This is a genomic window from Micromonospora coerulea (assembly GCF_016598485.1).
Lineage (GTDB): Bacteria > Actinomycetota > Actinomycetes > Mycobacteriales > Micromonosporaceae > Micromonospora > Micromonospora coerulea.
On sequence record NZ_JAEMUW010000017.1, the window covers coordinates 1 to 21,528 of the forward strand.

20 protein-coding genes are annotated in these 21,528 nt (G+C 73.8%); 6 read left to right on the plus strand and 14 right to left on the minus strand.

Annotated features, from left to right (window positions below):
- Positions 1 to 333: 333 nt before the first annotated feature.
- Positions 334 to 867 carry a DinB family protein gene (locus tag I8N68_RS21215; protein ID WP_200212848.1) on the plus strand — a complete coding sequence of 178 codons (534 nt, stop codon included), beginning with the start codon at positions 334 to 336 and terminating at the stop codon, positions 865 to 867.
- A 2-nt stretch (positions 868 to 869) separates the two neighbouring features.
- Here the strand turns inward: I8N68_RS21215 and I8N68_RS21220 are convergent, their stop codons facing one another.
- The 3 genes from I8N68_RS21220 to I8N68_RS21230 all read right to left on the minus strand — a co-directional run bounded on the left by I8N68_RS21220 (position 870) and on the right by I8N68_RS21230 (position 4,376).
- Positions 870 to 1,967 carry a cellulose binding domain-containing protein gene (locus tag I8N68_RS21220; protein ID WP_200212850.1) on the minus strand — a complete coding sequence of 366 codons (1,098 nt, stop codon included), beginning with the start codon at positions 1,965 to 1,967 and terminating at the stop codon, positions 870 to 872.
- Positions 1,968 to 2,075: 108 nt separating this feature from the next.
- Positions 2,076 to 3,131: an SLAC1 family transporter gene (locus I8N68_RS21225; RefSeq protein ID WP_200212852.1), complete on the minus strand. Its 1,056-nt coding sequence runs from the start codon at positions 3,129 to 3,131 to the stop codon at positions 2,076 to 2,078.
- A gap of 51 nt (positions 3,132 to 3,182) precedes the next feature.
- Positions 3,183 to 4,376: a thiolase family protein gene (locus I8N68_RS21230; RefSeq protein ID WP_200212854.1), complete on the minus strand. Its 1,194-nt coding sequence runs from the start codon at positions 4,374 to 4,376 to the stop codon at positions 3,183 to 3,185.
- A 147-nt stretch (positions 4,377 to 4,523) separates the two neighbouring features.
- Between I8N68_RS21230 and I8N68_RS21235 the strand changes: the two genes are divergently transcribed.
- The 3 genes from I8N68_RS21235 to I8N68_RS21245 all read left to right on the plus strand — a co-directional run bounded on the left by I8N68_RS21235 (position 4,524) and on the right by I8N68_RS21245 (position 6,188).
- The gene (locus tag I8N68_RS21235) at positions 4,524 to 5,135 is read left to right on the plus strand and encodes a TetR/AcrR family transcriptional regulator (protein ID WP_200212856.1); all 612 of its coding nucleotides are present in this window, start codon (positions 4,524 to 4,526) and stop codon (positions 5,133 to 5,135) included.
- 295 nt (positions 5,136 to 5,430) lie between these two features.
- Complete coding sequence (locus I8N68_RS21240) at positions 5,431 to 5,763, plus strand: STAS domain-containing protein (protein ID WP_200212860.1); 333 nt, start codon at positions 5,431 to 5,433, stop codon at positions 5,761 to 5,763.
- Positions 5,763 to 6,188 carry an ATP-binding protein gene (locus tag I8N68_RS21245; RefSeq protein ID WP_200212866.1) on the plus strand — a complete coding sequence of 142 codons (426 nt, stop codon included), beginning with the start codon at positions 5,763 to 5,765 and terminating at the stop codon, positions 6,186 to 6,188. Before I8N68_RS21240 ends, I8N68_RS21245 begins: the two co-directional genes overlap by 1 nt.
- Positions 6,189 to 6,197: 9 nt before the next feature.
- Here the strand turns inward: I8N68_RS21245 and I8N68_RS21250 are convergent, their stop codons facing one another.
- The 5 genes from I8N68_RS21250 to I8N68_RS21270 form a co-directional block, all read right to left on the minus strand.
- Positions 6,198 to 7,745 (minus strand): PP2C family protein-serine/threonine phosphatase, encoded by a 1,548-nt coding sequence (locus tag I8N68_RS21250; RefSeq protein ID WP_200212881.1) that lies wholly within the window; start codon positions 7,743 to 7,745, stop codon positions 6,198 to 6,200.
- A gap of 136 nt (positions 7,746 to 7,881) precedes the next feature.
- A complete protein-coding gene (locus I8N68_RS21255) occupies positions 7,882 to 8,262 on the minus strand; it encodes a carboxymuconolactone decarboxylase family protein (RefSeq protein ID WP_200212896.1) in 381 nt (126 codons plus the stop codon).
- Positions 8,263 to 8,638: 376 nt separating this feature from the next.
- The gene (locus I8N68_RS21260; RefSeq protein WP_200212903.1) at positions 8,639 to 9,139 is read right to left on the minus strand and encodes an ATP-binding protein; all 501 of its coding nucleotides are present in this window, start codon (positions 9,137 to 9,139) and stop codon (positions 8,639 to 8,641) included.
- 139 nt (positions 9,140 to 9,278) lie between these two features.
- On the minus strand, positions 9,279 to 9,785 hold the full coding sequence (locus I8N68_RS21265; RefSeq protein WP_200212909.1) for a molybdenum cofactor biosysynthesis protein: 507 nt from the start codon (positions 9,783 to 9,785) through the stop codon (positions 9,279 to 9,281).
- A gap of 85 nt (positions 9,786 to 9,870) precedes the next feature.
- Positions 9,871 to 10,245, minus strand: coding sequence for a DoxX family protein (locus I8N68_RS21270; protein ID WP_200212915.1), 375 nt, complete (start codon positions 10,243 to 10,245; stop codon positions 9,871 to 9,873).
- A gap of 114 nt (positions 10,246 to 10,359) precedes the next feature.
- Between I8N68_RS21270 and I8N68_RS21275 the strand changes: the two genes are divergently transcribed.
- Positions 10,360 to 10,854 (plus strand): MarR family winged helix-turn-helix transcriptional regulator, encoded by a 495-nt coding sequence (locus I8N68_RS21275; protein ID WP_200212929.1) that lies wholly within the window; start codon positions 10,360 to 10,362, stop codon positions 10,852 to 10,854.
- Between the two features lie 45 nt (positions 10,855 to 10,899).
- On the opposite strand, the gene I8N68_RS21280 is transcribed toward I8N68_RS21275, so the two are convergent.
- From I8N68_RS21280 to I8N68_RS21305, 6 genes are all read right to left on the minus strand, one after another.
- Positions 10,900 to 15,351, minus strand: a complete 4,452-nt coding sequence (locus tag I8N68_RS21280; RefSeq protein ID WP_200213414.1) for a HAMP domain-containing protein — start codon at positions 15,349 to 15,351, stop codon at positions 10,900 to 10,902.
- Positions 15,352 to 15,648: 297 nt separating this feature from the next.
- Positions 15,649 to 16,458 (minus strand): SigB/SigF/SigG family RNA polymerase sigma factor, encoded by an 810-nt coding sequence (locus tag I8N68_RS21285; protein WP_200212932.1) that lies wholly within the window; start codon positions 16,456 to 16,458, stop codon positions 15,649 to 15,651.
- A gap of 217 nt (positions 16,459 to 16,675) precedes the next feature.
- Positions 16,676 to 17,872: an FUSC family protein gene (locus tag I8N68_RS21290; protein ID WP_307812909.1), complete on the minus strand. Its 1,197-nt coding sequence runs from the start codon at positions 17,870 to 17,872 to the stop codon at positions 16,676 to 16,678.
- Between the two features lie 13 nt (positions 17,873 to 17,885).
- A complete protein-coding gene (locus I8N68_RS21295) occupies positions 17,886 to 18,638 on the minus strand; it encodes a class I SAM-dependent methyltransferase (protein WP_372433786.1) in 753 nt (250 codons plus the stop codon).
- The gene (locus I8N68_RS21300) at positions 18,635 to 19,312 is read right to left on the minus strand and encodes a TIGR04282 family arsenosugar biosynthesis glycosyltransferase (RefSeq protein WP_200212941.1); all 678 of its coding nucleotides are present in this window, start codon (positions 19,310 to 19,312) and stop codon (positions 18,635 to 18,637) included. The genes I8N68_RS21295 and I8N68_RS21300 overlap by 4 nt, the downstream gene beginning before the upstream one ends.
- Positions 19,309 to 19,974, minus strand: coding sequence for a glycosyltransferase family 2 protein (locus tag I8N68_RS21305; protein ID WP_200212947.1), 666 nt, complete (start codon positions 19,972 to 19,974; stop codon positions 19,309 to 19,311). Before I8N68_RS21305 ends, I8N68_RS21300 begins: the two co-directional genes overlap by 4 nt.
- Before the next feature lie 133 nt (positions 19,975 to 20,107).
- Between I8N68_RS21305 and I8N68_RS21310 the strand changes: the two genes are divergently transcribed.
- Entirely contained in the window at positions 20,108 to 21,502 is a 1,395-nt protein-coding gene (locus I8N68_RS21310) for a hypothetical protein (RefSeq protein WP_200212954.1), read from the plus strand.
- Positions 21,503 to 21,528: the final 26 nt, after the last annotated feature.

Below are 21,528 nucleotides of genomic sequence, written 5' to 3' on the forward strand. Positions count from 1 at the left end.
TGCGACGGCAGGTTCCCGCCCCGGCAGAATCCCCGTCGGGATCTTCCGGTCAGCGTCCGGCGGGACGGACACCCCAGGAAACCAACCCGTCAGGGCCGGTCAGCCAGGTGCCGCACACGGTTCCCACCACCGCTCCGCGACACCCTCACCGGGTCCGCGGGGCAGCCCTCGGCCGCGGCTTCCACCGCCACGTGCATGCCACCCCCGTAACCAACCGGGACGGTAGCGCCAGCCGGATGTCCGGCTTGCCGAGGATCGCACAGGGAACCAGAGACGCTTCCCGGCCTGTGGTTGGTCACTGTCAATTGATCGGGGCCCCGCTACCCTGGCGCCGTGAATCGTTGCGACGAATGCGCCTTCGTCTACGCCAGTGCGCCCGCCGCGGAGGTGCCGCAGCTCCTGCGCGGCCTCGCCGACCGGTACGCGGCCGCCCTGACTGAGGTACGCGACCCGCGGCGGCGGCCGGCCGAAGGGGTCTGGTCGCCGCTGGAGTACACCTGCCACGTCCGGGACGTGCTCCGGGTCCAGGGCGAGCGGCTCGCGCTGGCGCTGGCCGTCGAGGAACCGGAATTCGTCCCGATGGGCCGCGACGAACGCGCCGTCGCCGAGGCGTACAACGACCAGGATCCGGCGGTCGTGCTCGCCGAGCTGGCCGGGGCCGGCGACGAGCTGGCCGCCCGGTTCGGCGTGCTGGGCCCCGCGGAGCTCGCCCGCACCGGCGTGTACTCCTGGCCGCAACCGGAGGTCCGGACGCTGCTCTGGCTCGGCCAGCACACCGTCCACGAGGGCGTGCACCACCTGCTGGACATCCACCGCGCCGCCCGGGCCCAGGCCGCCGCGGCGGCGGACCCCGACCCGGTGGCCTAACCTCAGGCGGCCGGGGTGGCACCCGCGCAGGGGGCGTCGCCCATCGTGCAGGCCTCGGGCGCCTTGCTGAGCGGGTCGGGATCGCGGACGTCGAAGGTGAACGTCCGCGACCGGCCGGCCGCCACGGGCGGCCCGGTGAAGGTGACGTCCTGCCCGTCCTGCTGCCAGTCGGCACCGGTGGCGCTGGCGATCGTGCCGCCCTTCGACAGCGTGACGACCACCGTCCAGTCCTTCACCGCCGCGGTGCCCGCGTTGTCGACCACCACCTCGCCGGTGTAGCCGAAGATCCGGGTCGAGACGGTGCGGTAGCGGGCGGTCGCGGTGGCGGCCGGCGGTGGCGCGGCGGTCACCCGCGACGGCGCCGCCGTGGCGGTCGCGCTCGGGCGGGCGCTGCGGGTGCCGGCGGTCGGCGTGGGACGCGCGGGAACGGCCGCCCGGGGCGGGCGGGCCGTAGCGGATGCGACGGTCGGCATCTTCAGCGGCGCCGGGTCCGTCGCGGCGGCGTCGGGCCGCTCGGCCGGCAGCACGGCCCACACCCCGAGCCCGGTGGCGAGGACCGCGCCGGCCAGCACCGCGAGCAGCACCGGCCGACGGATCCGGCCGGCCCGCGCCGCCCCGCCGGCGGGGAGCACGGTGACCGGCAGCTCGGCGGTCGCCGCCGGCTCGGCGCTGCGCAGGTCGACCTGCTGGAAGGCCAACCAGTCCAGGATGGCCGGCAGCCGCCCGGTGAGCGTCTGGTCGTAGTACTGCTCGCGGCCGGCCCGCTGTTCCGCCGGCCACCGGCCGTGCTCGAGGACCTCGCGCACCGCCAATCGGCAGCCCGCGGCGGTGGGGATGATGGCGCAGGTCAACCGGGTGACCCGGCCCGCCTCGTCGCACCGCAGCGCGAGCAGCTCCGGCTCCCGCCGCTCGGTCACCTCGGCGTCGACCGAGGCGTCGTAGCCGGCCAGCTCGGCCGTGTGGAACAGCAGCCGTGCCTCTCCCTCGGCCACCGCCTCGACCTCGGTGAACCAGCGCGCGACCAGCTCCCGGTCGGTCAACGCGCGCCAGACCAGATGGGCGGGATGGGATAGGTCGACCGCGATGTCGATCTCGATCACGGCGCGACTCTACGGGTCAGGGTGCCGTCCCCGCACAAGGGATCCCCGTTACGCCGTTGCGGCCCGGTTGTCGGCGGGAAACTCGCGCTGGCCAGCACGCACGGGCGGTCAACGTCGCCCGGCGATCTGCTGCCGGTAGCTGGTGACCACCGTGGCCGCGGCGATGGCACCGACGAAGGCGGTCGCGAGCGCCGCGAGCGCCCAGGACCAGGTGTGCCCGCCGGGGAGTTCGGCCGAGGTGAGCCACCGGATGGCGAAGTTGCTCGACGCGGCGACCGGGAAGGTGAAGGCCCAGAAGTTCGGGTTGAAGGTCAGCACCCGGTAGTCCGGCAAAAACATCACCTGGACCAGCAGCATCATCAGCAGGATGCCGAGCAGCAGGTACCCGACGCTGTCCATCCGGCCGCCGGCGATGGCGAGCCAGGCGATACCGGCGACCGCTGGCGGCGAGACGAGCACCGCCAGGGACGGCTTGACGGCGTCCGGCAGGGGAGCGCCGGTGAAGAGGCGCCCGAAGACGAGGGTGCCGATGATCAGCCAGAACAGGATGCCGACGCCGAAGGCGGACACGGCGGCCTGGTGCCAGCCACTGGCGTGCAGGCCGATGCTCGCGATGAAGGCACCCGCGACCGTCGGGAGGAAGTAGCCCGGGTGGAAGGTCTGGACCGGGAGATTGCCCAGCAGCCAGTGGGCCACGAGCTGCGCCGCGAGCACGCCGAGGGCGAGCACGAAGACGAGCACGGCACCGCGGGCGACGTCGTGCAGGTACGGGATGTAGTGCGCGGACAACAGGATTCCGATGACCGGGAGGTAGGCGGCGAACGGCCCGTGCACGGCGTGCTGGCGGTGCGCGGTGAAGGTGCCGGCGCGGCGGACCCCGCGGCCGACGTAGACGACGGTGAGCGCGAGCCAGATCGCGGTGCTGGCCGCGAACAGCACCTCGGCGGGCCAGGAAGGCGCCGACGCGATCGTCCGCAGGGCCTGCCACACGCCGCCGAGTCCGGCGAGACCGAGCGGAATCGCGAAGACCCCGAGCAGGGCCGATCCCCCGACCGTCGGCGGCTCGCCGCCGGCCGTGGGCACTCCCCGGGTGGCGGTACGCCGGGTGGCCGGCGGGGTGGATCCGGCCGGCCGGTCCGTGGCCTCGTACGTCGGTGTGGTCATCGCCTGCCTTTGCTGGGTCGGGCTGTTTGCTGGTGGGTGGGACCGGGCGGCTCAGGCGTCGAGCCGCTCGATGATGGTCGCGTTGGCGGTGCCACCGGCCTCGCACATCGTCTGGAGGCCGTACCGGCCGCCGGTGCGTTCGAGCACGTGCAGGAGGGTGGTGGCGAGTCGGGCTCCACTGGCCCCGAGCGGGTGTCCGATGGCGATGGCGCCGCCGTCGACGTTGACCTTCGCCGGATCGGCGCCGGTCTCCGCCAGCCAGGCCAGCACGACCGACGAGAAGGCCTCGTTGACCTCGAAGGCGTCGATGTCGGCGATGGTCAGGCCGGCGCGGGCGAGCACCCGGGCGGTGGCCGGAACGATGCCGGTCAGCATCAGGATCGGGTCGTCACCGACGACCGTGGCGGTGTGCACGCGGGCCCGGGGACGCCAGCCCCGCTGCCGGGCGATCTCGCTCGTGGTGAGCAGGAGGGCCGCAGAACCGTCGTTGAGCGGGCTGGAGTTGCCCGCCGTCACCGCCCAGTCGAGCCGACCGAACCGCCGGGTCCAGCGCTGGTCTGCGAACGCCACCGGCAGCCCGGCGAGCCGCTCGACGGTCGTGTCGGGACGGATCGTCTCGTCGATGGCGAGCTCCGCCCCGGGCAGTGGCGCGACCTGGGTCGCGAACCGGCCCTCCCGCCAGGCCTCGGCGGCGCGGTGGTGGCTGGTGGCGGCGAACTCGTCGAGCTGGCTGCGGGACAGCGCCCACTTGCGGGCGATCAGTTCGGCGCTGACCCCCTGCGGAATGAGGCCGCCGGGGTAGCGCTCGGCGACCATCGGACCGGCGAAGTCGGTCCGGACGCCATCGACCACCGCCGCGCTGCCGATCGGGACCCGGCTCATCGACTCGACGCCCGACGCGATGACGACGTCGTAGGCGCCCGCGACGAGTCCCTGGGCGGCGAAGCTCAACGCCTGCTGGCTGCTGCCGCACTGCCGGTCGACGGTCACGCCCGGCACGGACTCGGGCAGACCGGCGGCGAGGGCGGCGAGCCGGGTGGTGTTGGTGCTCTGCTCGCCGACCTGGGCGACGGTGCCGCCGATCACGTCGTCGATCTCCGCGGGGTCGAGCCCCGGCATTCGGGCGACCAGACTGCGCAGCGCGTGCGCGTGCAGGTCCACCGGATGGATCCCGGTGTAGGCGCCGCCCCGCTTGCCCCTGGCCAGCGGGGTCCGTACCGCCTCGACGATGACCGCGTCCCGCACCGCTGCCTCCCGGTTGACGACCCGTTCCGGACCGATCGGTCCGGGACTGACCGGTCCGATACTGCGCCGTACGACACAAGCCGTCAACTGTTTGCGGACCGACCGGTCCGTTATCCTCGACACAACGCCAGCGACAGGGAGGGAACCATGGCCCGCACGGCGGCCCCGGGCAGCCGGGAACGCATCCTCGACACGGCCGCGGCCCTGTTCTACCGGTACGGCGTCCGTGCCGTGGGCATGAACCAGGTCATCGACGCCGCCGGGTGCGGCAAGAACCTGCTCTACACGCACTTCCCCAGCAAGGACGACCTGGTGGCCGCCTACCTGCAGGCGCGGCGGCGGGACCGGGAGCGGTCCGCGGCCGCGGCAGCCGACCGGGTGTCCGGCGACGACCCGGCTGCGCCACTGCTCGCCCTGGTCGGTGAGATCGCCACCACGGTCGGGCGACCGGAGTTCCGGGGTTGCCCGTTCCGGATGTACCTCACCGAGTTCCCGGAGGACGAGGGCGAGCCCGCCCGGGTGGCCCGCGACTACCTGCGCGACAGCCGGGCCGAGATCGACCGGCTGGTCGCCCGCCTCGGCGTCACCGAGCCCGATCAGCTCGCCAACCGCGTCTGGCTGATCGTGGAGGGCCTCTACGGCAGCGCCGGCCGCGTCGACCCGGCCGCGGCGGCGGACGCGGCGACACATCTCGTGCGGGACCTCGTCGCGACCGCCCGGACTGGGCCAACGGCAACGTCCGGTGCTCGTGGGCACTGACGTCGAACCTGCTGTCCGTCCGGAACAACGGGCAATCGACGCAGGGCTCATCTACCACTACCGCAACAACTACAACAACCGGGCCGGCTGCACCCGCGGCTAGAACCGGGGCAATCTACAGGGGACGGACAAGATCCGGTCCCACAGTGGACCACCGGTTACTGCGGCGGACCCGGGGGCGGGCACGGGCCGGAGGCCCATGCCGTGCGGCGGTGAGCGGTGGCGCGAATGCCGGTAGGTGACATGATGTGCCCTGGGTAGCTGACGCCCCCGTCGGGAAGGGTGCTGCTGACGAATGACGCGCTTCGAGACCCGGACCTCCGTCGAGGCCGGGCAGGTGGTCGTGGTGCTGAACGGGGAGTGTGACCTGGCCGTCCGGGACGCGCTGACCGCCGCCCTGACGGCCGCCGTGGCCAGCCGTCCGGTGGTCGTGGTCGACGCGGGCGGGCTGACCTTCCTGGACTCGACGGGCCTGCACGGCCTGGTCACCGCCTACCACGCCGCCCGCCGCGAGGGCGGCCGGCTGCACCTGGTCAACGCCACCGGGGCGGTCGCGAACGTGCTGGAGCTGACCGGCGTCGGCGACCTGCTGCGGCCCCCGATCGACGACGACCGCCCGCAGAGCTGATGGCCGTCGACCGCCCCGGGGCCACCGCCGAGCCGGATCCGCCGGCACCGTCCACCACGCCGGAGATCATCTCGTACGCCGAACCGACCGACCTGAAGGCGGTGCGCGCGTTCGTCTGCTCGCGGGCGCTGGCGCGCGGCCTGCCGACGCACCGGGTGGAGCTGCTGGCGCTGGCGGTCAGCGAGCTGGCCACCAACACGCTGCAGCACTGCACCGGCGGCGGCTGGGTACGCCTGTGGGCGGAGACGGGCCGGCTCGTCTGCGAGGTCGTCGACCAGGGGCCGGTACGCGCGTTGGGACGCAGCATGCCAGCGGCCGACGCGGTACGCGGGCGAGGGCTGGCGATCGTCGAGAGGATCTGCGACGAGGTCAGCGTCTCGGGGGGCCCGAGCGGCACCGTGGTGCGGATCCGGCTCGCGCTCTGACGGATCCGGTCAGGCCAGCACCCGGACCGCCACGGTGCAGGTGTCGTCGTCGGGGCTGGCCCGGTGCAGCTTGCCCGGCAACCGCGTCAACACCTCCTCGTCGACGTGCGCCGACAGCTCCGCCAGGGTCCGCGTCACCTGGCCCAGCAGGTCGACCCCGCCCACCCGCCGTTCCACCAGCCCGTCGGTGTAGAAGAGCACCAGGTCGTCGGGGTGCAGCCGAGGACTCGCGAGGGGATAGCTGGCCGCCTCGACGGCGCCGAGCAGCATGCCCTCGGGCCGGTCGAGCTGCCAGGCCCGGCCGGCCCGGGCCAGCAGCGGCACCGGATGCCCGGCGCGCCCCCAGGACAGCACCTTCGTCGCCGGGTCGAAGACGGCGACCACGGCAGTCCCGGTGATTTTCAGCTGCCAGCAGAGCTGGTTCAGATGCCCGAGCAGCGCGGCCGGATCGCGGACCCCGATCGACAGCCACGCGACCAGCCCGAACCTCAGGTGCGCCATTCCGCTGGCCGCCTCCAGACCGTGACCGGCGACGTCGCCGACGGCCAGCACCACCTGCCCACCCGGCAGTGTCTGCGCGTGGTACCAGTCGCCGCCGACCTGCAGGGCGCTCTCCGCCGGCAGGTAGTCGACCGTCGCCTCCAGCCCCGCCAGCCGGAACGGTTCCCGGGGCACCGGCTGGATCAGGTTCTGCAACTGCCCGGCGAGCCGGTGCTCGGCCAGCGCGGTCATCTCGCGGGTCCGCAACTGGTCGCCGAGCCGCTCGATCTCGGTACGCGAGCCCACCCGGGCGGTGACGTCCTGCACGACGGCGTAGATCTTCAACGGCGCACCGTCGGCGTCGCGCGCCACGTCCGAGAGGATCCGCAGGTACTTCACCGACGCACCCGGCTGGAACCGCACCGTCACGTCGGACGTCGCCCCGCTGTCCAGCGTCTGCCAGGCGGCCTCCCGCAGGCCGTGGTCCTCGGGCACGATGGCCGCGGACTGCTCCGCCCGGGACATCGGCCCCAGCGCCGGGTCGCGCTCGAAGATCCGGTACATGCCGGGCGACCAGCGGCTCTGCCCGGTGGCCACGTCGTACTCGGCCCAGCCGAGGCTGCCCAGCAGCTCCAGGCGCGCCATCCGGCGCTCGTCCTCGTCCAGCCGCTGCCACGAGACCAGCAGCCCGCCGAGCACCCGGTGCACGCTCACGTCGAACAGCGAGTCCGCGACGATCCCCGCCCGCTTCTCCGCGTACCGGAAGTCCGGCACCCGCTCGGGCCCACCGTCGGCGAGCACCCGCTCGTACGTCCGCCAGAGCGGTCCGTCGACCATGCTCGGATAGAGCTCGCTGAGCCGCGCACCGATCCGGGCGGCACCCCGACCGTAAAGGTCGTGTGCCTGCCCGCTGGTCGCCGCGACCCGGAAGTCGACGACCCGCCCGTCATCGGCGATCAGCGGCAGCAGCCACGAACAACCGGCGGGTATCGCGGACAGGATCTCCTGCACGACCGGCGCGATCGGCGGAGCCGCCGGGGCCGCGGCGCGCCCTCCCCCAACCCCAGCGTCTGACATGACAGCAGCGTAGTCACCGGAGTCCGACGGGTGGACGGGCCGACCGCGCCGTCGCCGCGACCACCTGGACGACCTCCGCCACGAACCGCCGCGTTGACCCGGCCGCCGGGCGCCGCGACCCGATGTTACCGCCGGCTCAAGCGCTCTCGGCGAACACCGCCACCGCGATCTGGTAACCGTCGAACGCCCGGGCCGCCCCCGCGTACGCGGCCAGGTGGATGAAGAGCTCGACGATCTCCTCCTTGGTCACGCCGGAGTTCAGTGCGATGCGCAGCTGCCCGCGCAGCGGTTCGTGGGTGCCGAGGGTCGCCGCGACGGCGACGGAGATCAGCGCGCGGCTGCGGGTGTCCAGCCCGGGACGCGGCCACGAGTCGCCAAAGGTCTGCATGGTGGCCAGTCGCCGGAAGTCCGCCCCGACGGCCGACTCGCCGGCGCCGAGGGGAAGCACCAGCGGCGTGCCGAGAAGCTGCGCCGCGGTGTCCAGGGCCCGCTGGTGACGGTCGTCGGAGTCGGTCATGTCTCCTCCTCGTACTGCGGACCACCGGCGTGCCGCGTTCCCACCCTCGACACGTCCAATCCGGGGCCGGTGCGGCGGGCTGGCGGATGCGCCGATCGCGGGACTGCCCGCGCCGCGCCACGGCGTGCCGCTGGACGCCGAGCGGGTCGACAACGCGGCGGCCGGCTGGCGGTCCTGGCTGGCACTGCACGAGTACGACGGCCGCTACCGGGAGCAGGTGCGGCGCAGCGGCGGCTGGGCACAGCGCGTCGACGGGGATGTCAGGGCCGGCTCAGGCGATCACGGGGGGAACCGCCTGAGCCGGCTCGCCAAATTTACACCCGCGACGCCGGGCACGCTGCCCCGCCGGCCGTGGCGGATCAGGCCGGCGGCTGCGTCACCGCTCGTCGTCCTCCGCCGGATCGGCGTGAGCTGGTGCGGCGGTGACGCCCTCCGGGCCGTCGGCGGGCGACAGGCAGACGGTGACGCTGGCGGTCATCCCGTGCAGCCCGCTGGCCAGGATCAGCCCATCGGCCATCTGGTGGGCGAGCCACAGGCCACGTCCGCCGGCGACGTCGACGGCCGGCAGCCGCACCGGCAGGCTGCCAGGGGCGGCGCCGTGGTCGCTGACCTCGCAGATCAGCACGTCGTCCTGGCGGCGCAGGTCGAGGTGGCCGGCTCCGCCGCCGTGGCGTACCGCGTTGGTGACCAGCTCGTGCACGGCGAGGACGAAGTCGTAGCCGGCGTCGCCGACCAGTCCCGCGCCGGCCACCGCTGCCGCCAGCCGGTGCCGCAGGGCGGTGACGGTGGGGCCGGTGAAGTCCTGCGACAGTAGCGGAACCGTGGCCGGCACCGGAGTCGGATGACTCGGCTCGGCTGCCACGGGGTCCTCGGTCACGGTTGGAGGCTACACATCATCAGAAACTTCGCGACCGTTGCCAAAAGGCAACTACGGGCAGGTCGAGAGGTGTCCGGCGCCGCTGCCGCCCGCGCGCCGGGCGGTCCGCGCAGCGCGCCGGCGGCCTCGCGGCCCGCGGTCACCCCTGCGGGAGGACGCCGGGGTGGGCTGCACCGTCGCTGACGCTCACCTGGACCGCGCCGACGCGCAGCGTGCCGTCGTTCAGCGGGACGCAACGCACGCCGCCCCGGCGCCGCAGCGCTCGCCAGGCGCCCGGCCCGATGGCCGTGTCCATCCAGGCGCACGGGTTCGCCGGCCGGCGGATTCGCAGGCTGACCGGCCCCTGTCCGGAATCCAGGGTCAGCACGGAGCCGACCAGCTCGTCCACGGCGATGCCGGTGGTGAGCACGTTGCGGCGGACCTGGGTCAGGTCCACGCCGGCCGGCAGCGACTCCTGCGCGATCACCGTCACGCTGGCGTCGCGGTGCGCCGGCTTGCCGAAGTACCGGTCGCCGACGATGCCGAGGCCCGCCCGGATGTGGACCTCCGACACCAGCTCCCCCGGGGGCGCCGGCGCCGGGCCGTCCGCGGGTCGGCCCACGTAGCGGTGCACGGGCGAGGCCAGCAACTGCACGATCCGTGGCATGCAGCGATTCTAGGGAGCGATCGGACGCCGCCGGGCCGGTCGCCGCAGACCCGGGCCAGCGGTGACCGGCGCCCGCGTGCGCTGCTCAGAAGGAGTACGGGCCGAACCGGCCCCAGATCACGACGGCGGCCAGGATCAGCAGGACCACGGTGATCCCGATCGCCTGGTACTCCTTGCGGCGGGCGTGGGTGATCGCCGCGCCGATCATCATCAGGACGAGGCCGAGCGCGGCCAGCGGCACCAGGACCGGCGCGATGTCCAGCAGCGCCGGCAGGATCAGCCCGACGGCGGCGAGGATCTCCAGCCCGCCGATCAGCTTGACCGTCCCGGCGCTGAAGCCCTCGGCCCAGCCCATCCCGGAGGCGACCAGCTTCTCCCTGGGCTGGGTGAGCTTGAGCAGCCCGGCGCCGAGAAAGGCGGCGGCGAGCACGGCGGCGATGACCCACAGGACGATGTTCATGACGGCTCCCACCGGTTATGACTTCAAGCGTTGAGCGAACCGTACGCGCCGTTACTTCAACCTTCAAGTAATTGGTGCCAGGCGTCACTTCAGGCGTGAAGTTATGCTCGAACCATGGAGACGTCGCGGGAGCCGCGCTGGCTGGACGCCGAGGAGCAGGAGACCTGGCTGGCCCTGCTCAGCATGCTGGTCCGACTGCCGGGGGCGCTCGACACCCAACTGCAGCGCGAGGCGGGAGTCAGCCACTTCGAGTACCAGGTGCTCGCCGGCCTCTCGATGTCCGCCGAACGCACCATGCGGATGAGCGAACTGGCGATCTTCGCCGAGGGCTCGCTGTCCCGGCTCTCCCAGGTCGTCGGGAGGCTGGAGAAGCGCGGCTGGGTACGGCGCACCCCGGACCCCACCGACGGCCGCTACACCCTGGCGATCCTCACCGAGCCGGGCTGGGCCAAGGTCGTCGAGGCCGCCCCCGGCCACGTCGCGGAGGTCCGCCGGCTGGTCTTCGACCCGCTGACCAGGGCGCAGCAGCGGCAGCTGCGGGAAATCGGTCGCCGCGTCATGCGGGCCGTCGACCCCGACGACTCCTGTCCCGCCGACCGCCCGAACTGAACGCCCGCCGGCACCCGGCGCCGCCCGGGTGGTCGACCCGCCGGCTCAGCTGTCGAGCCACCGGTGGATGCAGTGCAACAGATCGTCGGCGTCGACCGGCTTGGTGACGTAGTCGCTGGCCCCGGAGGAGATGCTCTTCTCCCGGTCACCGTGCATGGCCTTCGCGGTGACCGCGATGATCGGCAGGTCGGCGTAGCGCGGCATGGCGCGGATCGCGGCGGTGGCCGCGTACCCGTCCATCTCCGGCATCATCACGTCCATCAGGACGAGGTCGATGTCGTCGTGGCGCATCAGCGTCTCGATGCCCTTGCGGCCGTCCTCGGCGTAGACGACCTCGATACCGTGCAGCTCCAGGATGTTGGTCAGCGCGAAGACGTTGCGGGCGTCGTCGTCGACCACGAGGACCTTGCGGCCGGTCAGCGCCGTGGCGAGCGGGTCGCTGACGGTGGTCCGGTCCGCGACCGGCGACGGGAACGGCACGACGCGCTCCGGCGTGTCCGCCGTCAGGTGCAGGGCGATCCGCTCGCGCAGCTCGTCGAGGCTGCGCAGCAGCTCCATCGGCCGGTCGTTGGCCAGCGCCTGCAACAGGCCTTCCTGCGCGGAGGTCAGCGGCTGTCCGTGGTACGTCAGGACGGGCAGGCCCCGCAGGTCGGGGTTGTCGGTCAACGCCCTCAGCAGGCCGGTGGCGCTGTCGTCGGCCGCGTCCAGCCGCAGCACCAGGAGCCGGTGGCGGTGCGCGGTCAGAGCCTCCATCGCCGAGGCGGCGTCCACCGCCGTCGACACCTCCACCGTGGCCCCGGTATCGGCGGCGACGCCCTGGGCCAGCAGCGTGAGCAGCCCCTTGTCGTGCGGTTCGAGCACCAGCAGCCGGCGGGGCTCCGGCCGCCGGTGGTTCTCCGCCGACGCCGACGCCGGCGGCGGGCCGGCGACCGCGAGTGGGGCGCCGTCGGAAGCGAGCGGCCCGGTAGCGGTGGCCGGCAGGTAGAGGGTGAAGGTGCTGCCCTGGCCCAGGGCGCTCTGCGCGGTGATCTGACCGCCGAGCAACTGGGCGATCTCCCGGCTGATCGACAGGCCCAGGCCGGTGCCGCCGTACCGTCGGCTGGTGGTACCGTCGGCCTGCTGGAAGGCGTCGAAGATGGCGGACAGATGCTGCTCGGCGATGCCGATGCCGGTGTCGATGACCCGGAACGCGATGATCGGCTCCTTCCCCAGCTCGATGCCGCCGGGCAGCTCGTCCGGGCGGGCCCGCTCGATGCGCAGCTGCACCCGGCCCTGCTCGGTGAACTTCACCGCGTTGGAGACCAGGTTGCGCAGCACCTGGCGCAGCCGCTGCTCGTCGGTGTGCAGCTGGGTGGGGACGCCCGGACCGGTGACGATGTCCAGCTCCAGGCCGCGCGGGGTGGTCAGCGGGCGGAAGGTGGCGTCGACGTAGTCGCGCAGCACCGACAGGTCGAAAGTCTCCGGGTTGATGTCCATCTTGCCGGCCTCGACCTTCGACAGGTCGAGGATGTCGTTGATGAGCTGGAGCAGGTCGGTGCCGGCGGAGTGGATGACGGTGGCGTACTCCACCTGCTTGCCGGTCAGGTTCCGGTTCGGGTTCTGGGCCAGCAGCTGGGCCAGGATGAGCAGCGAGTTCAGGGGCGTACGCAGCTCGTGGCTCATGTTGGCCAGGAACTCCGACTTGTACTTCGAGGCGAGGGCCAGCTGCTGGGCCCGGGCCTCCAGCTCCTGGCGGGCCTGCTCGATCTCGGAGTTCTTCGTCTCGATGTCGTGGTTCTGCCGCGCCAGCAGGGCCGCCTTCTCCTCCAGCTCGGCGTTGGACCGCTGCAGTTCCTCCGAGCGGGCCTGCAGCTCCTCCGAGCGGGCGCGCAGCTCGGCGGCGAGCCGCTGGGACTCGGTGAGCAGCACGTCGGTACGGGCGTTGGCGACGATGGTGTTGACGTTGACGCCGATGGTCTCGGTGAGCTGGTCGAGGAAGTCCCGCTGGACCTCGGTGAAGCGGCTCATGCTGGCCAGCTCGATCACCCCGAGGACCTGGTCCTCGAAGAGCACGGGCAGCACCACCAGGTGCAGCGGCGCGGCGGCACCCAGACTCGACGAGACGGTGACGTAGTCGGCCGGGACGGCGTCCACCACGATCGCGCGCTTGCTCAGCGCGGCCTGCCCGACGAGGGAGTCGCCCAGGGCGTACCGGCGGCGGGTGGCGTCGTGCCCGTAGCCGCCGACGACCCGCAGGCCGGCGCCGTGGGCGGTCTCGTCGACCAGCAGGAACGTGCCGAGCTGCGCGGCGACCAGCGGGGCGAGCTCGTTCATCACCAGGCCGGCGACGACCTCGAGGTCGCGGTGGCCCTGCATGAGCCCGGAGATGCGGGCCAGGTTGGTCTTGAGCCAGTCCTGTTCCTGGTTGGTGCGGGTGGTCTCGCGCAGTGACTCCACCATGGAGTTGATGTTGTCCTTCAGCTCGCCGACCTCGCCGGGGGCGTCGACGGTGATGGAGCGGGTGAGGTCGCCGGTGGCCACGGCGCTGGTCACCTCGGCGATGGCGCGCACCTGGCGGGTGAGGTTGCCGGCCAGCTCGTTGACGTTCTCGGTGAGCCGCTTCCACGTACCGGAGACGCCCTCGACCTCGGCCTGGCCGCCGAGCCGGCCCTCGCTGCCCACCTCCCTGGCCACCCGGGTGACCTCGGCGGCGAAGCTGGAGAGCTGGTCGACCATCGTGTTGATGGTGGTCTTCAGTTCGAGGATCTCGCCCCGCGCGTCGACGTCGATCTTCTTGGTCAGGTCGCCCTGGGCCACGGCCGTGGTGACCTGGGCGATGTTGCGGACCTGACCGGTCAGGTTGTTCGCCATCGAGTTGACGTTGTCGGTCAGGTCCTTCCAGGTGCCGGCCACGTTGGGCACCCGGGCCTGACCGCCGAGGCGGCCCTCGGTGCCCACCTCGCGGGCCACCCGGGTCACCTCGTCGGCGAACGCCCCGAGGGTGCCGACCATCGTGTTGATGGTCTGGGCGAGCACGGCGACCTCGCCCTTGGCCTCGACGGTGATCTGCCGGCTCAGGTCGCCCTGGGCCACGGCGGTGGCGACCAGTGCGATGGAGCGCACCTGGTTGGTGAGGTTGTTCGCCATCTCGTTGACGTTGTCGGTCAGGTCCTTCCAGGTGCCGCCGACGTTGGAGACCCGGGCCTGACCGCCGAGGCGACCCTCGGTGCCCACCTCGCGGGCCACCCGGGTCACCTCGTCGGCGAACGCGGAGAGCTGGTCGACCATCGTGTTGATGGTCTCCTTCAGGGCGAGGATCTCGCCGCGGGCGTCGACCCGGATCTTCTGGGTCAGGTCGCCCTTGGCCACCGCGGTGGTGACCTCGGCGATGCTGCGCACCTGGGCGGTGAGGTTGTCCGCCATGACGTTCACCGACTCGGTGAGGTCCTTCCAGGTGCCGGAGACACCCTTGACGTCGGCCTGGCCACCGAGGCGCCCCTCGGTGCCCACCTCGCGGGCCACCCGGGTCACCTCGTCGGCGAACGACGACAGCTGGTCCACCATCGTGTTGATGGTGCTCTTGAGCTCCAGGATCTCGCCGTGCGCGGTGACCGTGATCTTCTGCGACAGGTCGCCCCGCGCCACCGCGGTGGCCACCTGGGCGATGCTGCGGACCTGGTCGGTCAGGTTGCCGGCCATCGAGTTGACCGAGTCGGTGAGGTCGCGCCAGGTGCCGGCGACGCCGCTGACCTGGGCCTGACCGCCGAGTCGGCCGTCGGTGCCGACCTCCCGGGCCACCCGGGTTACCTCGTCGGCGAACGACGACAGCTGGTCCACCATCGTGTTGATGGTGCTCTTGAGCTCCAGGATCTCGCCGCGCGCGTCGACGGTGATCTTCTGCGACAGGTCGCCCCGGGCCACCGCGGTGGTCACCTGGGCGATGTTGCGGACCTGGCTGGTCAAGTTGCCGGCCATGAAGTTCACCGAGTCGGTGAGGTCCCGCCAGGTGCCGGCGACGCCGGGCACCTCGGCCTGGCCGCCCAGTCGACCCTCGCTGCCCACCTCCCGGGCCACCCGGGTCACCTCGTCGGCGAACGACGACAGCTGGTCCACCATCGTGTTGATGGTGATCTTCAGCTCCAGGATCTCGCCCCGCACGTCGACGGTGATCTTCTGCGACAGGTCGCCCCGCGCCACCGCCGTAGCCACCTCGGCGATGTCCCGGACCTGGTCGGTGAGGTTGCCGGCCATGGCGTTCACCGAGTCGGTGAGGTCCTTCCAAGTGCCCGACACCCCGGGCACCTCCGCCTGGCCGCCGAGCTGCCCCTCGGTGCCCACCTCCCGGGCGACCCGGGTGACCTCGGAGGTGAACAGGGACAGCTGGTCGACCATGCCGTTGAAGACGGTGGCGATCTCGCCGAGCAGACCGTCGGCGTCCTCCGGCAGTCGAGTACCGAAGTCGCCGTCGCGGACCGCCGTCAGTCCCGCCAGCAACTGCCGCAGGCCGGGGTCGGCCATCGGCCCGCTGGCGCCGGGAGCCGCGTCGCGTCGCCGCGGGACCGTCTGTTCGACCACCACTACCGCCTCATTAGGAAACAGCCGGACGGCGGCCCGTCCGGAGCAACGTCAACTGCGAAAGTATGTACAGGTTCCACCCGTGGGGCGACCGGGAGCCGGCGACCCGCCGGGAAGTTGGCGGCACAGCGGACCACTGACGCGGCGGTGGCCAGCGGTCGCCCCCGCGACCCGGCGTCACCGCCGCGCACGGCCTGCTCGAGACGGCGGCGCGGCCCGCTCGTCAGGCCCCGCCCGGACTCATGCCTCGGTGAGCTGGCCGCGCAGCTTGGTCAGCGCCCGGGCGAGCAGCCGGGAGACGTGCATCTGGGACACCCCGACCTGCGCAGCGATCTCGCTCTGGGTCAGGTTTCCGTAGAAGCGGAGGGTGAGGATCTTCTGCTCCCGCTCGTCGAGGGTGGCCAGCGCCGGACCGAGCGCGACCCGCAGCTCCGCCAGCTCGTACTCGCCGTCCTCCGCGCCGAGGGTGTCGGCCAGCTCGGTCGCGCTGGCACCGTCGCCGACCGGCGTCGACAGCGAGACGGCGTGGTAGGCGCGAGCGCCTTCCAGGCCCTCCAGCACCTCTTCCTCGGTGAGGTCGAGGTGGGCGGCGATGTCGGCGACCGTGGGTGCCCGGTTCAGCGTCTGCGCCAGTGCGCCGTTGGCCTCGGAGATGCGCAACCGCAGCTCCTGCAGCCGGCGCGGAACCCGGATGTTCCAGGTGCGGTCGCGGAAGTGGCGCTTGATCTCGCCGAGGATCGTCGGGATGGCGAAGCCGGCGAAGTCCACCCCGCGCGAGGCGTGGAACCGGTCGACTGCCTTGATGAGGCCGAGCGCGGCGGTCTGGGCCAGGTCTCCGGTCGGTTCGCCCCGGCCGCTGTAGCGCAGCGCGAGGTGGTTGGCGAGGGGCAGCCATGCCTCGATCACCTGCTCGCGCAGGGCTGGCCGGCCGAGGTGGTCCGGCGGCAGGGCGGCGAGGGTGGCGATCAGCTCGCCGGCGCGGGACTCGTCACCGTGGAGCGCGCCGCGGCGGGCGTGGGTCGTCGTCGGCGCGGTGGTCGTGGTGATCATCCTGTCCTCCTGTCCGGCGTCGGCGCGGCACTGCAACAGCGCCGAGCGCAGGAGTCACGCTAGACCAAAGTACGTGGCTGTATCAACCGAACGGACGATGGATAAAAGGGATAATCAGGCTCGTCAGCTACCTGGAGACCGCCCTCGACATCGCGATCGCCCCGGTGGCCGACCCGCCCCTCCGGCCGGCGGACGGACCAGGTCGGCAGGACCCGGCCTAGATGCCCGCCAGCCGATCCGCCTCGGCCTTCGCCAGCCCGGACGCCTGGAGCAGCTCGCTCACCACCACACACAGCTGGGAGGCGACGATCATGCCGGAGAAGCCGAGGCCGGCCGCCCGCGCCTGCCGGGCCTCCGCCGCGGCGAGGCCCGCCCGGGACCGGGCGATCTCGGGCGTACGGCCGGCCAGGAAGTCCCGGTGCAGCAGGCGCAACGACTGCCCGAAGTGCTCGATCGCGGCCGGCAGCTCGTCCGGGACCGGCTCCCCGGCGTCGAGCAGGGCGACCGTCCGCCGCACCATGTTGCGGCTGTTGGTGAACGCCAGCTCCAGGTGTTCGGCGGCGTGCTCGTAGCGGCGCAACACCGCGCGCCGCCGCCAGCGCCACGGCGACAGCACCGCCACCTCGCGCGCCGCCGCGACGATCTCGGTGGTCTGCCGGCGTTCCACCTCGGCTGCCTCGAGCCGCTGCATCGCCGCGTCGGCGCGGTCGCCGTCCCGCTCCGCCACCGCCCGCGCGGCGACGGTGAGCTGGTTGGCGAAGAGGTCCAGGGTGGGGCCGGCCGCCCGGTACACCGTGCGGACCGGGTTGAGCGGCAGGATCAGCAGCGCCACCGCGACGGCCACGCCGCCGCCGACGAGGGCGTTGACCGTCCGGGGCACGGCGATGTCCGGCCCGGCCGGGGAGACGGTGCCCAGCAGCACGGCCGTGCTGCCGGCCTGCACCATCACCGCGCCGCCACCGCGGAAGATCACCGCGACGGAGATGGCCAGGGCCACCACGAGACCGGTCTGCACGGGCCCCGCGCCGATCACCTCGATGATCAGGTCGCCGGCGAGCACGCCGAGGATCACCCCCGCCAGCAACTCCGCGGTGCGGCGGATCCGGTTGCCGATCGCGGCGGCGATGGTGCCGACGGCCGCGGCGGGCGCGAAGAGCGGCTGTGGGTTCTCCAGCACGGTGCCGGCGATGAACGAGGACTGCCCGGCGGCCACGCCGGCCTGGAGGGCGACGATGAAGTAGGTCCGCAGCCGCTCGTACGCTCCGCGAACCTCCCGGCCCGCCGCAGCGGCCAGGCCGCTGACGGCCCGTCCCCGGGCCGGCCGGAGCGCGTGGGCCAGTCCACGGCCCCTCCTACCCGGTACCCGCCCGACTAGTCCGGCCCGTGCCCCGTCCCGCCAGACGCGGCGGACCACCCGCCGGCTGCGCTCACCCCCGCCGGGCCGGGACGGCGAACTCGCCGAACCAGCGACGACCGGACCTGAACACCTCCGGCACCACCAGCCCTGCGGCGGCCGCCACGTCGTACGCCGCGACCGCGTCCAGTCGGGCCCAGCGGAACACGCCACCCCGGCGCAGCGCACCGTCGGCGGCGAGGGTGGCGAGCCGGGCGTGCCCGCGCCAGAGGCCGGGCCCGGGCGGCTCCACCTCCACGATGACGGTGCCGTCGCGACGGATCAGCTCACGGCACCGGGCGAGGAGGGCGACGGGGTCGCCGCCGATGCCGATGTTGCCGTCCATGAGCAGGACGTGCGCCCAGCGTCCCTCGCCGGGCAGCGGGGCGAAGACGTCCCGGTGGATGGCGACTGCGCCGCGCCGGCGGGTGAGGCGTACCGCATGGGCGGAGACGTCGACACCGACGGCGGTGTGCCCAGCCCGGGTGAGGGCGAGGGTAAGCCGGCCGGGGCCGCACCCGACGTCGAGGGTGGGGCCCGCGCACCGGGCGACGATCGCCCTGGTCGCCGGTTCGGGCGGGCCGTGCCAGCGACCGACCGGCAGCGGGCTGCGCCGGCCGTCGCTGTGCAGCAGCCAGTGCCGGCCCGGCCGGTGGTCGAGCACGGCGGCGAAGTCGTCCGCCGCCGGCTCGACGCGGCCGGCCACCGGTGCGTCGAGCGCGCCGGGGACCACCGTCGTCCGGCCGCCGAGAGGGTGCGGGCCGGTGGCGCGGGTCCCGATGGTCACGGTCGCCCATCCAGGTGGGTGGGTCGCAACTCCGCGACCGCTCGCGCGAACCGGCTCTGCGGTACCTGCGCGGCGACCGCGAGCGCGTCGGACCATTCGTCGACGTCGCGCAGCCGGGCCAGCGGCGCGGTCCGCAGGCCCCGCTCCCCCAGGGCCACCCAGGTGCGCCACCCGGTCCGCCTGCTGGACATCGGCACCGCCCGGAGCACCTCGGCGTGCCGGGGGTCGCGCAGCCCGAGGGCCCACCAGCCGCCATCGACCGCCCGGCCGAGCACGGCGTCGGCCCCGGCCAGCCGGCGGACGGCCGCCCGCAGGCGCGCCGGGGTCAGTTGCGGGGTGTCCATGCCGATCTGCAGGACCGGAAGACCCGGCCAGGCGGCGGCCACGTCGGCGTGCGCGTGGGCGAGCCGGTCGCCGAGCCCGTCCCCGCGCTGCGGCAGGACGGTCCAGCCGGTGAGGACCGCGGCCAGCGCGGCACCCTGCTCGGCGTCCTCGAACCGTCCGCTCACCGCCAGCACGGGGGTCGTGCCGGGCGTGCCGCGGACCGCGTTCAGCGTGTCCGCGAGCGCGGCCGCGGCGATCCGGGCGGCCTGCACCGGGGTGGCCGGTGGGCAGAGCCGCGTCTTCACGGTCCCGGCCACCGGCGCCTTGGCCATCACCAGCAGGACGGTCATCGGACGCTGCGCAGCACGCCGGCGAAGTCGCGGGTGGCGCGCAGGGTGCCGCGGACCGAGCCGGAGACCTTCGACCGGGTGCCCGCGGCCCGCGGGGCGTAGCGCACGTCCAGCTCGCGGATCCGCCAGCCGGCGGCGGCGGCACGGATCAGCAGTTCGAGGGGGTAGCCGAAGGCGCGGTCGGTGACGCCCAGGTCGAGCAGTGCGGCGCGGCGGGCCACCCGGATCGGGCTGAGGTCCCACAGCGGTACGCCCCGGTGCCGCAGCAGCGCCGCGACGAGGGCGGTGCCGGCGCGGGCGTGCCACGGCCAGACGCCGGCCCGCACCGGTCGCCGCCGGCCCACCGTCAGGTCGGCGTCGCCATCGGCCACCGGGGCGACCAGGGCCGGCAGCTCGGCCGGGTCGAACGAGCCGTCGGCGTCGAGCACGGCGACCAGTTCCGCGTCGGCGGCCTCCAGGCCGGTGTGGACGGCCGCGCCGTAGCCCCGGCGGGGCTCACGCACCACCAGGGCGCCGTGCCGGGCGGCGACCTCGGGTGAACCGTCCCGGGAGCCGTTGTCGACCACGATCGCCCGGTATCCGGGCGGGAACGCGGCGAGCACCCCCGGTAGGGCGGCGGCCTCGTCGAGGCACGGCAGCACCACGTCGATCTGCGTCCGCATACCGCCGACGCTAGGACCCGACCCGTCCGAAGGGGGACGGATCGGGCGTACGCCGGTGGACGTTCCCACGGGCCGGTGACGTTGCGCCGTTCCGCCTCCGGCCGCGGCGCGCGGGCCGTACCGTCCGGTCGACATGGAAGCGACCACGCTGCCCGCCGTCCGGGGGCCGGTCCACCGCCGTCGGGCCGACCTGGTCGCGCTGGGCGCCGAGGCGGCGCTGCTCGTCCTCGCCGTGGTGGTCGGCGCGGCGCTCAACGCGCGCGGGGTCGGCCTGCACGCCGACGCCGCCCCGCTGTACGCGACCTGGCGGCCGCACCTCGGCTGGGGCACCCCGGCCGCGCTGCTGGTCGCGGGCGCGGTGATCGCGGTCGGGGGGCGATGGACCCGTACCGCCGGCTGGGCCGCGCTGCTCGCCGCCGGCTATCTGACGTCGGTGGCGTGGACGCTGTCGCTGGCCCTGGTCGACGGTTGGTCGACCGGGTTCGCCGACCGGCTCACCACGCAGGCGGAGTACCTGTACGAGGTGCCCCGGGTCACCGACGTCGGCGCGACGCTGGCGGGGTTCACCGGCCGGATCCTGGACTTCCAACCGGACTCGTGGTCCACCCACACCGCCGGTCACCCACCCGGGGCGCTGCTGGTCTTCGTCGGGCTGGACCGGGTCGGACTGGGTGGCGGGGCGGCCGCCGCGCTGGCCTGCGTGCTGGTCGGGGCGAGCGTCACGATCTCGGTACCGGTGGCGCTGCGGGCGCTCGGCGCGGCCGACGCCGCCCGGGCCGTGCTGCCGTTCCTGGTGCTGCTGCCCGGCGCGGTCTGGGTGGGTGCCTCCGCCGACGGACTCTTCACCGGTGTGGTCGCGGCGGGCCTGGCCCTGCTCGCGGTGCGCGGGCGGGTCGCGCCGGCCGCCGGTGGGCTGCTGCTCGGCGGCGCGCTGTACCTGTCGTACGGCTTCGTGCTGGTCGGGGTGCTGGCGCTGGCGGTGCTGGCGCTGCGGCCGGCCGGCCGGGTCGCCGCGCTGCTCGCCGCCGCGGCCGGCGTGGCGGCGGTGGTGGCGGCCGTCACGGTGGCCGGCTTCCGCTGGTGGGACGGGTACGACCTGGTGGTGGAGCGCTACCACCAGGGTTGGGCGGCCGACCGCCCGTACGGCTACTGGGTGTGGGCCAACGTCGCGGCGCTGCTGCTCTCGGCGGGCCCGGTGCTCGGGCCGGCCCTGCGCCGGGCGGTGGCGACGCTCCGCCGGGGCGGGTACGCCCCGGTGCCACCGTCGGGGCCCGCCCCGGGCACCTGGGCGCTGCTCCGGCGCCCACCCGCGCCGACCGTGCTGCTGCCGGTGGCCGCGGCGGTGGCGGTGCTCGCCGGTGACCTGTCGGGGCTGAGCAAGGCGGAGGTGGAGCGGATCTGGCTGCCGTTCGCGGTGTGGCTGCTGGTCGCCACCGCCCACCTGCCGCCGGCGACCCGCCGCTGGTGGTTCGCGGGGCAGGCGGCGACCGCGCTCGCGGTCAACCACCTGCTGTGGACGGTCTCCTGAGCCGGCCGGGCCGGCGGTCCGCCGGT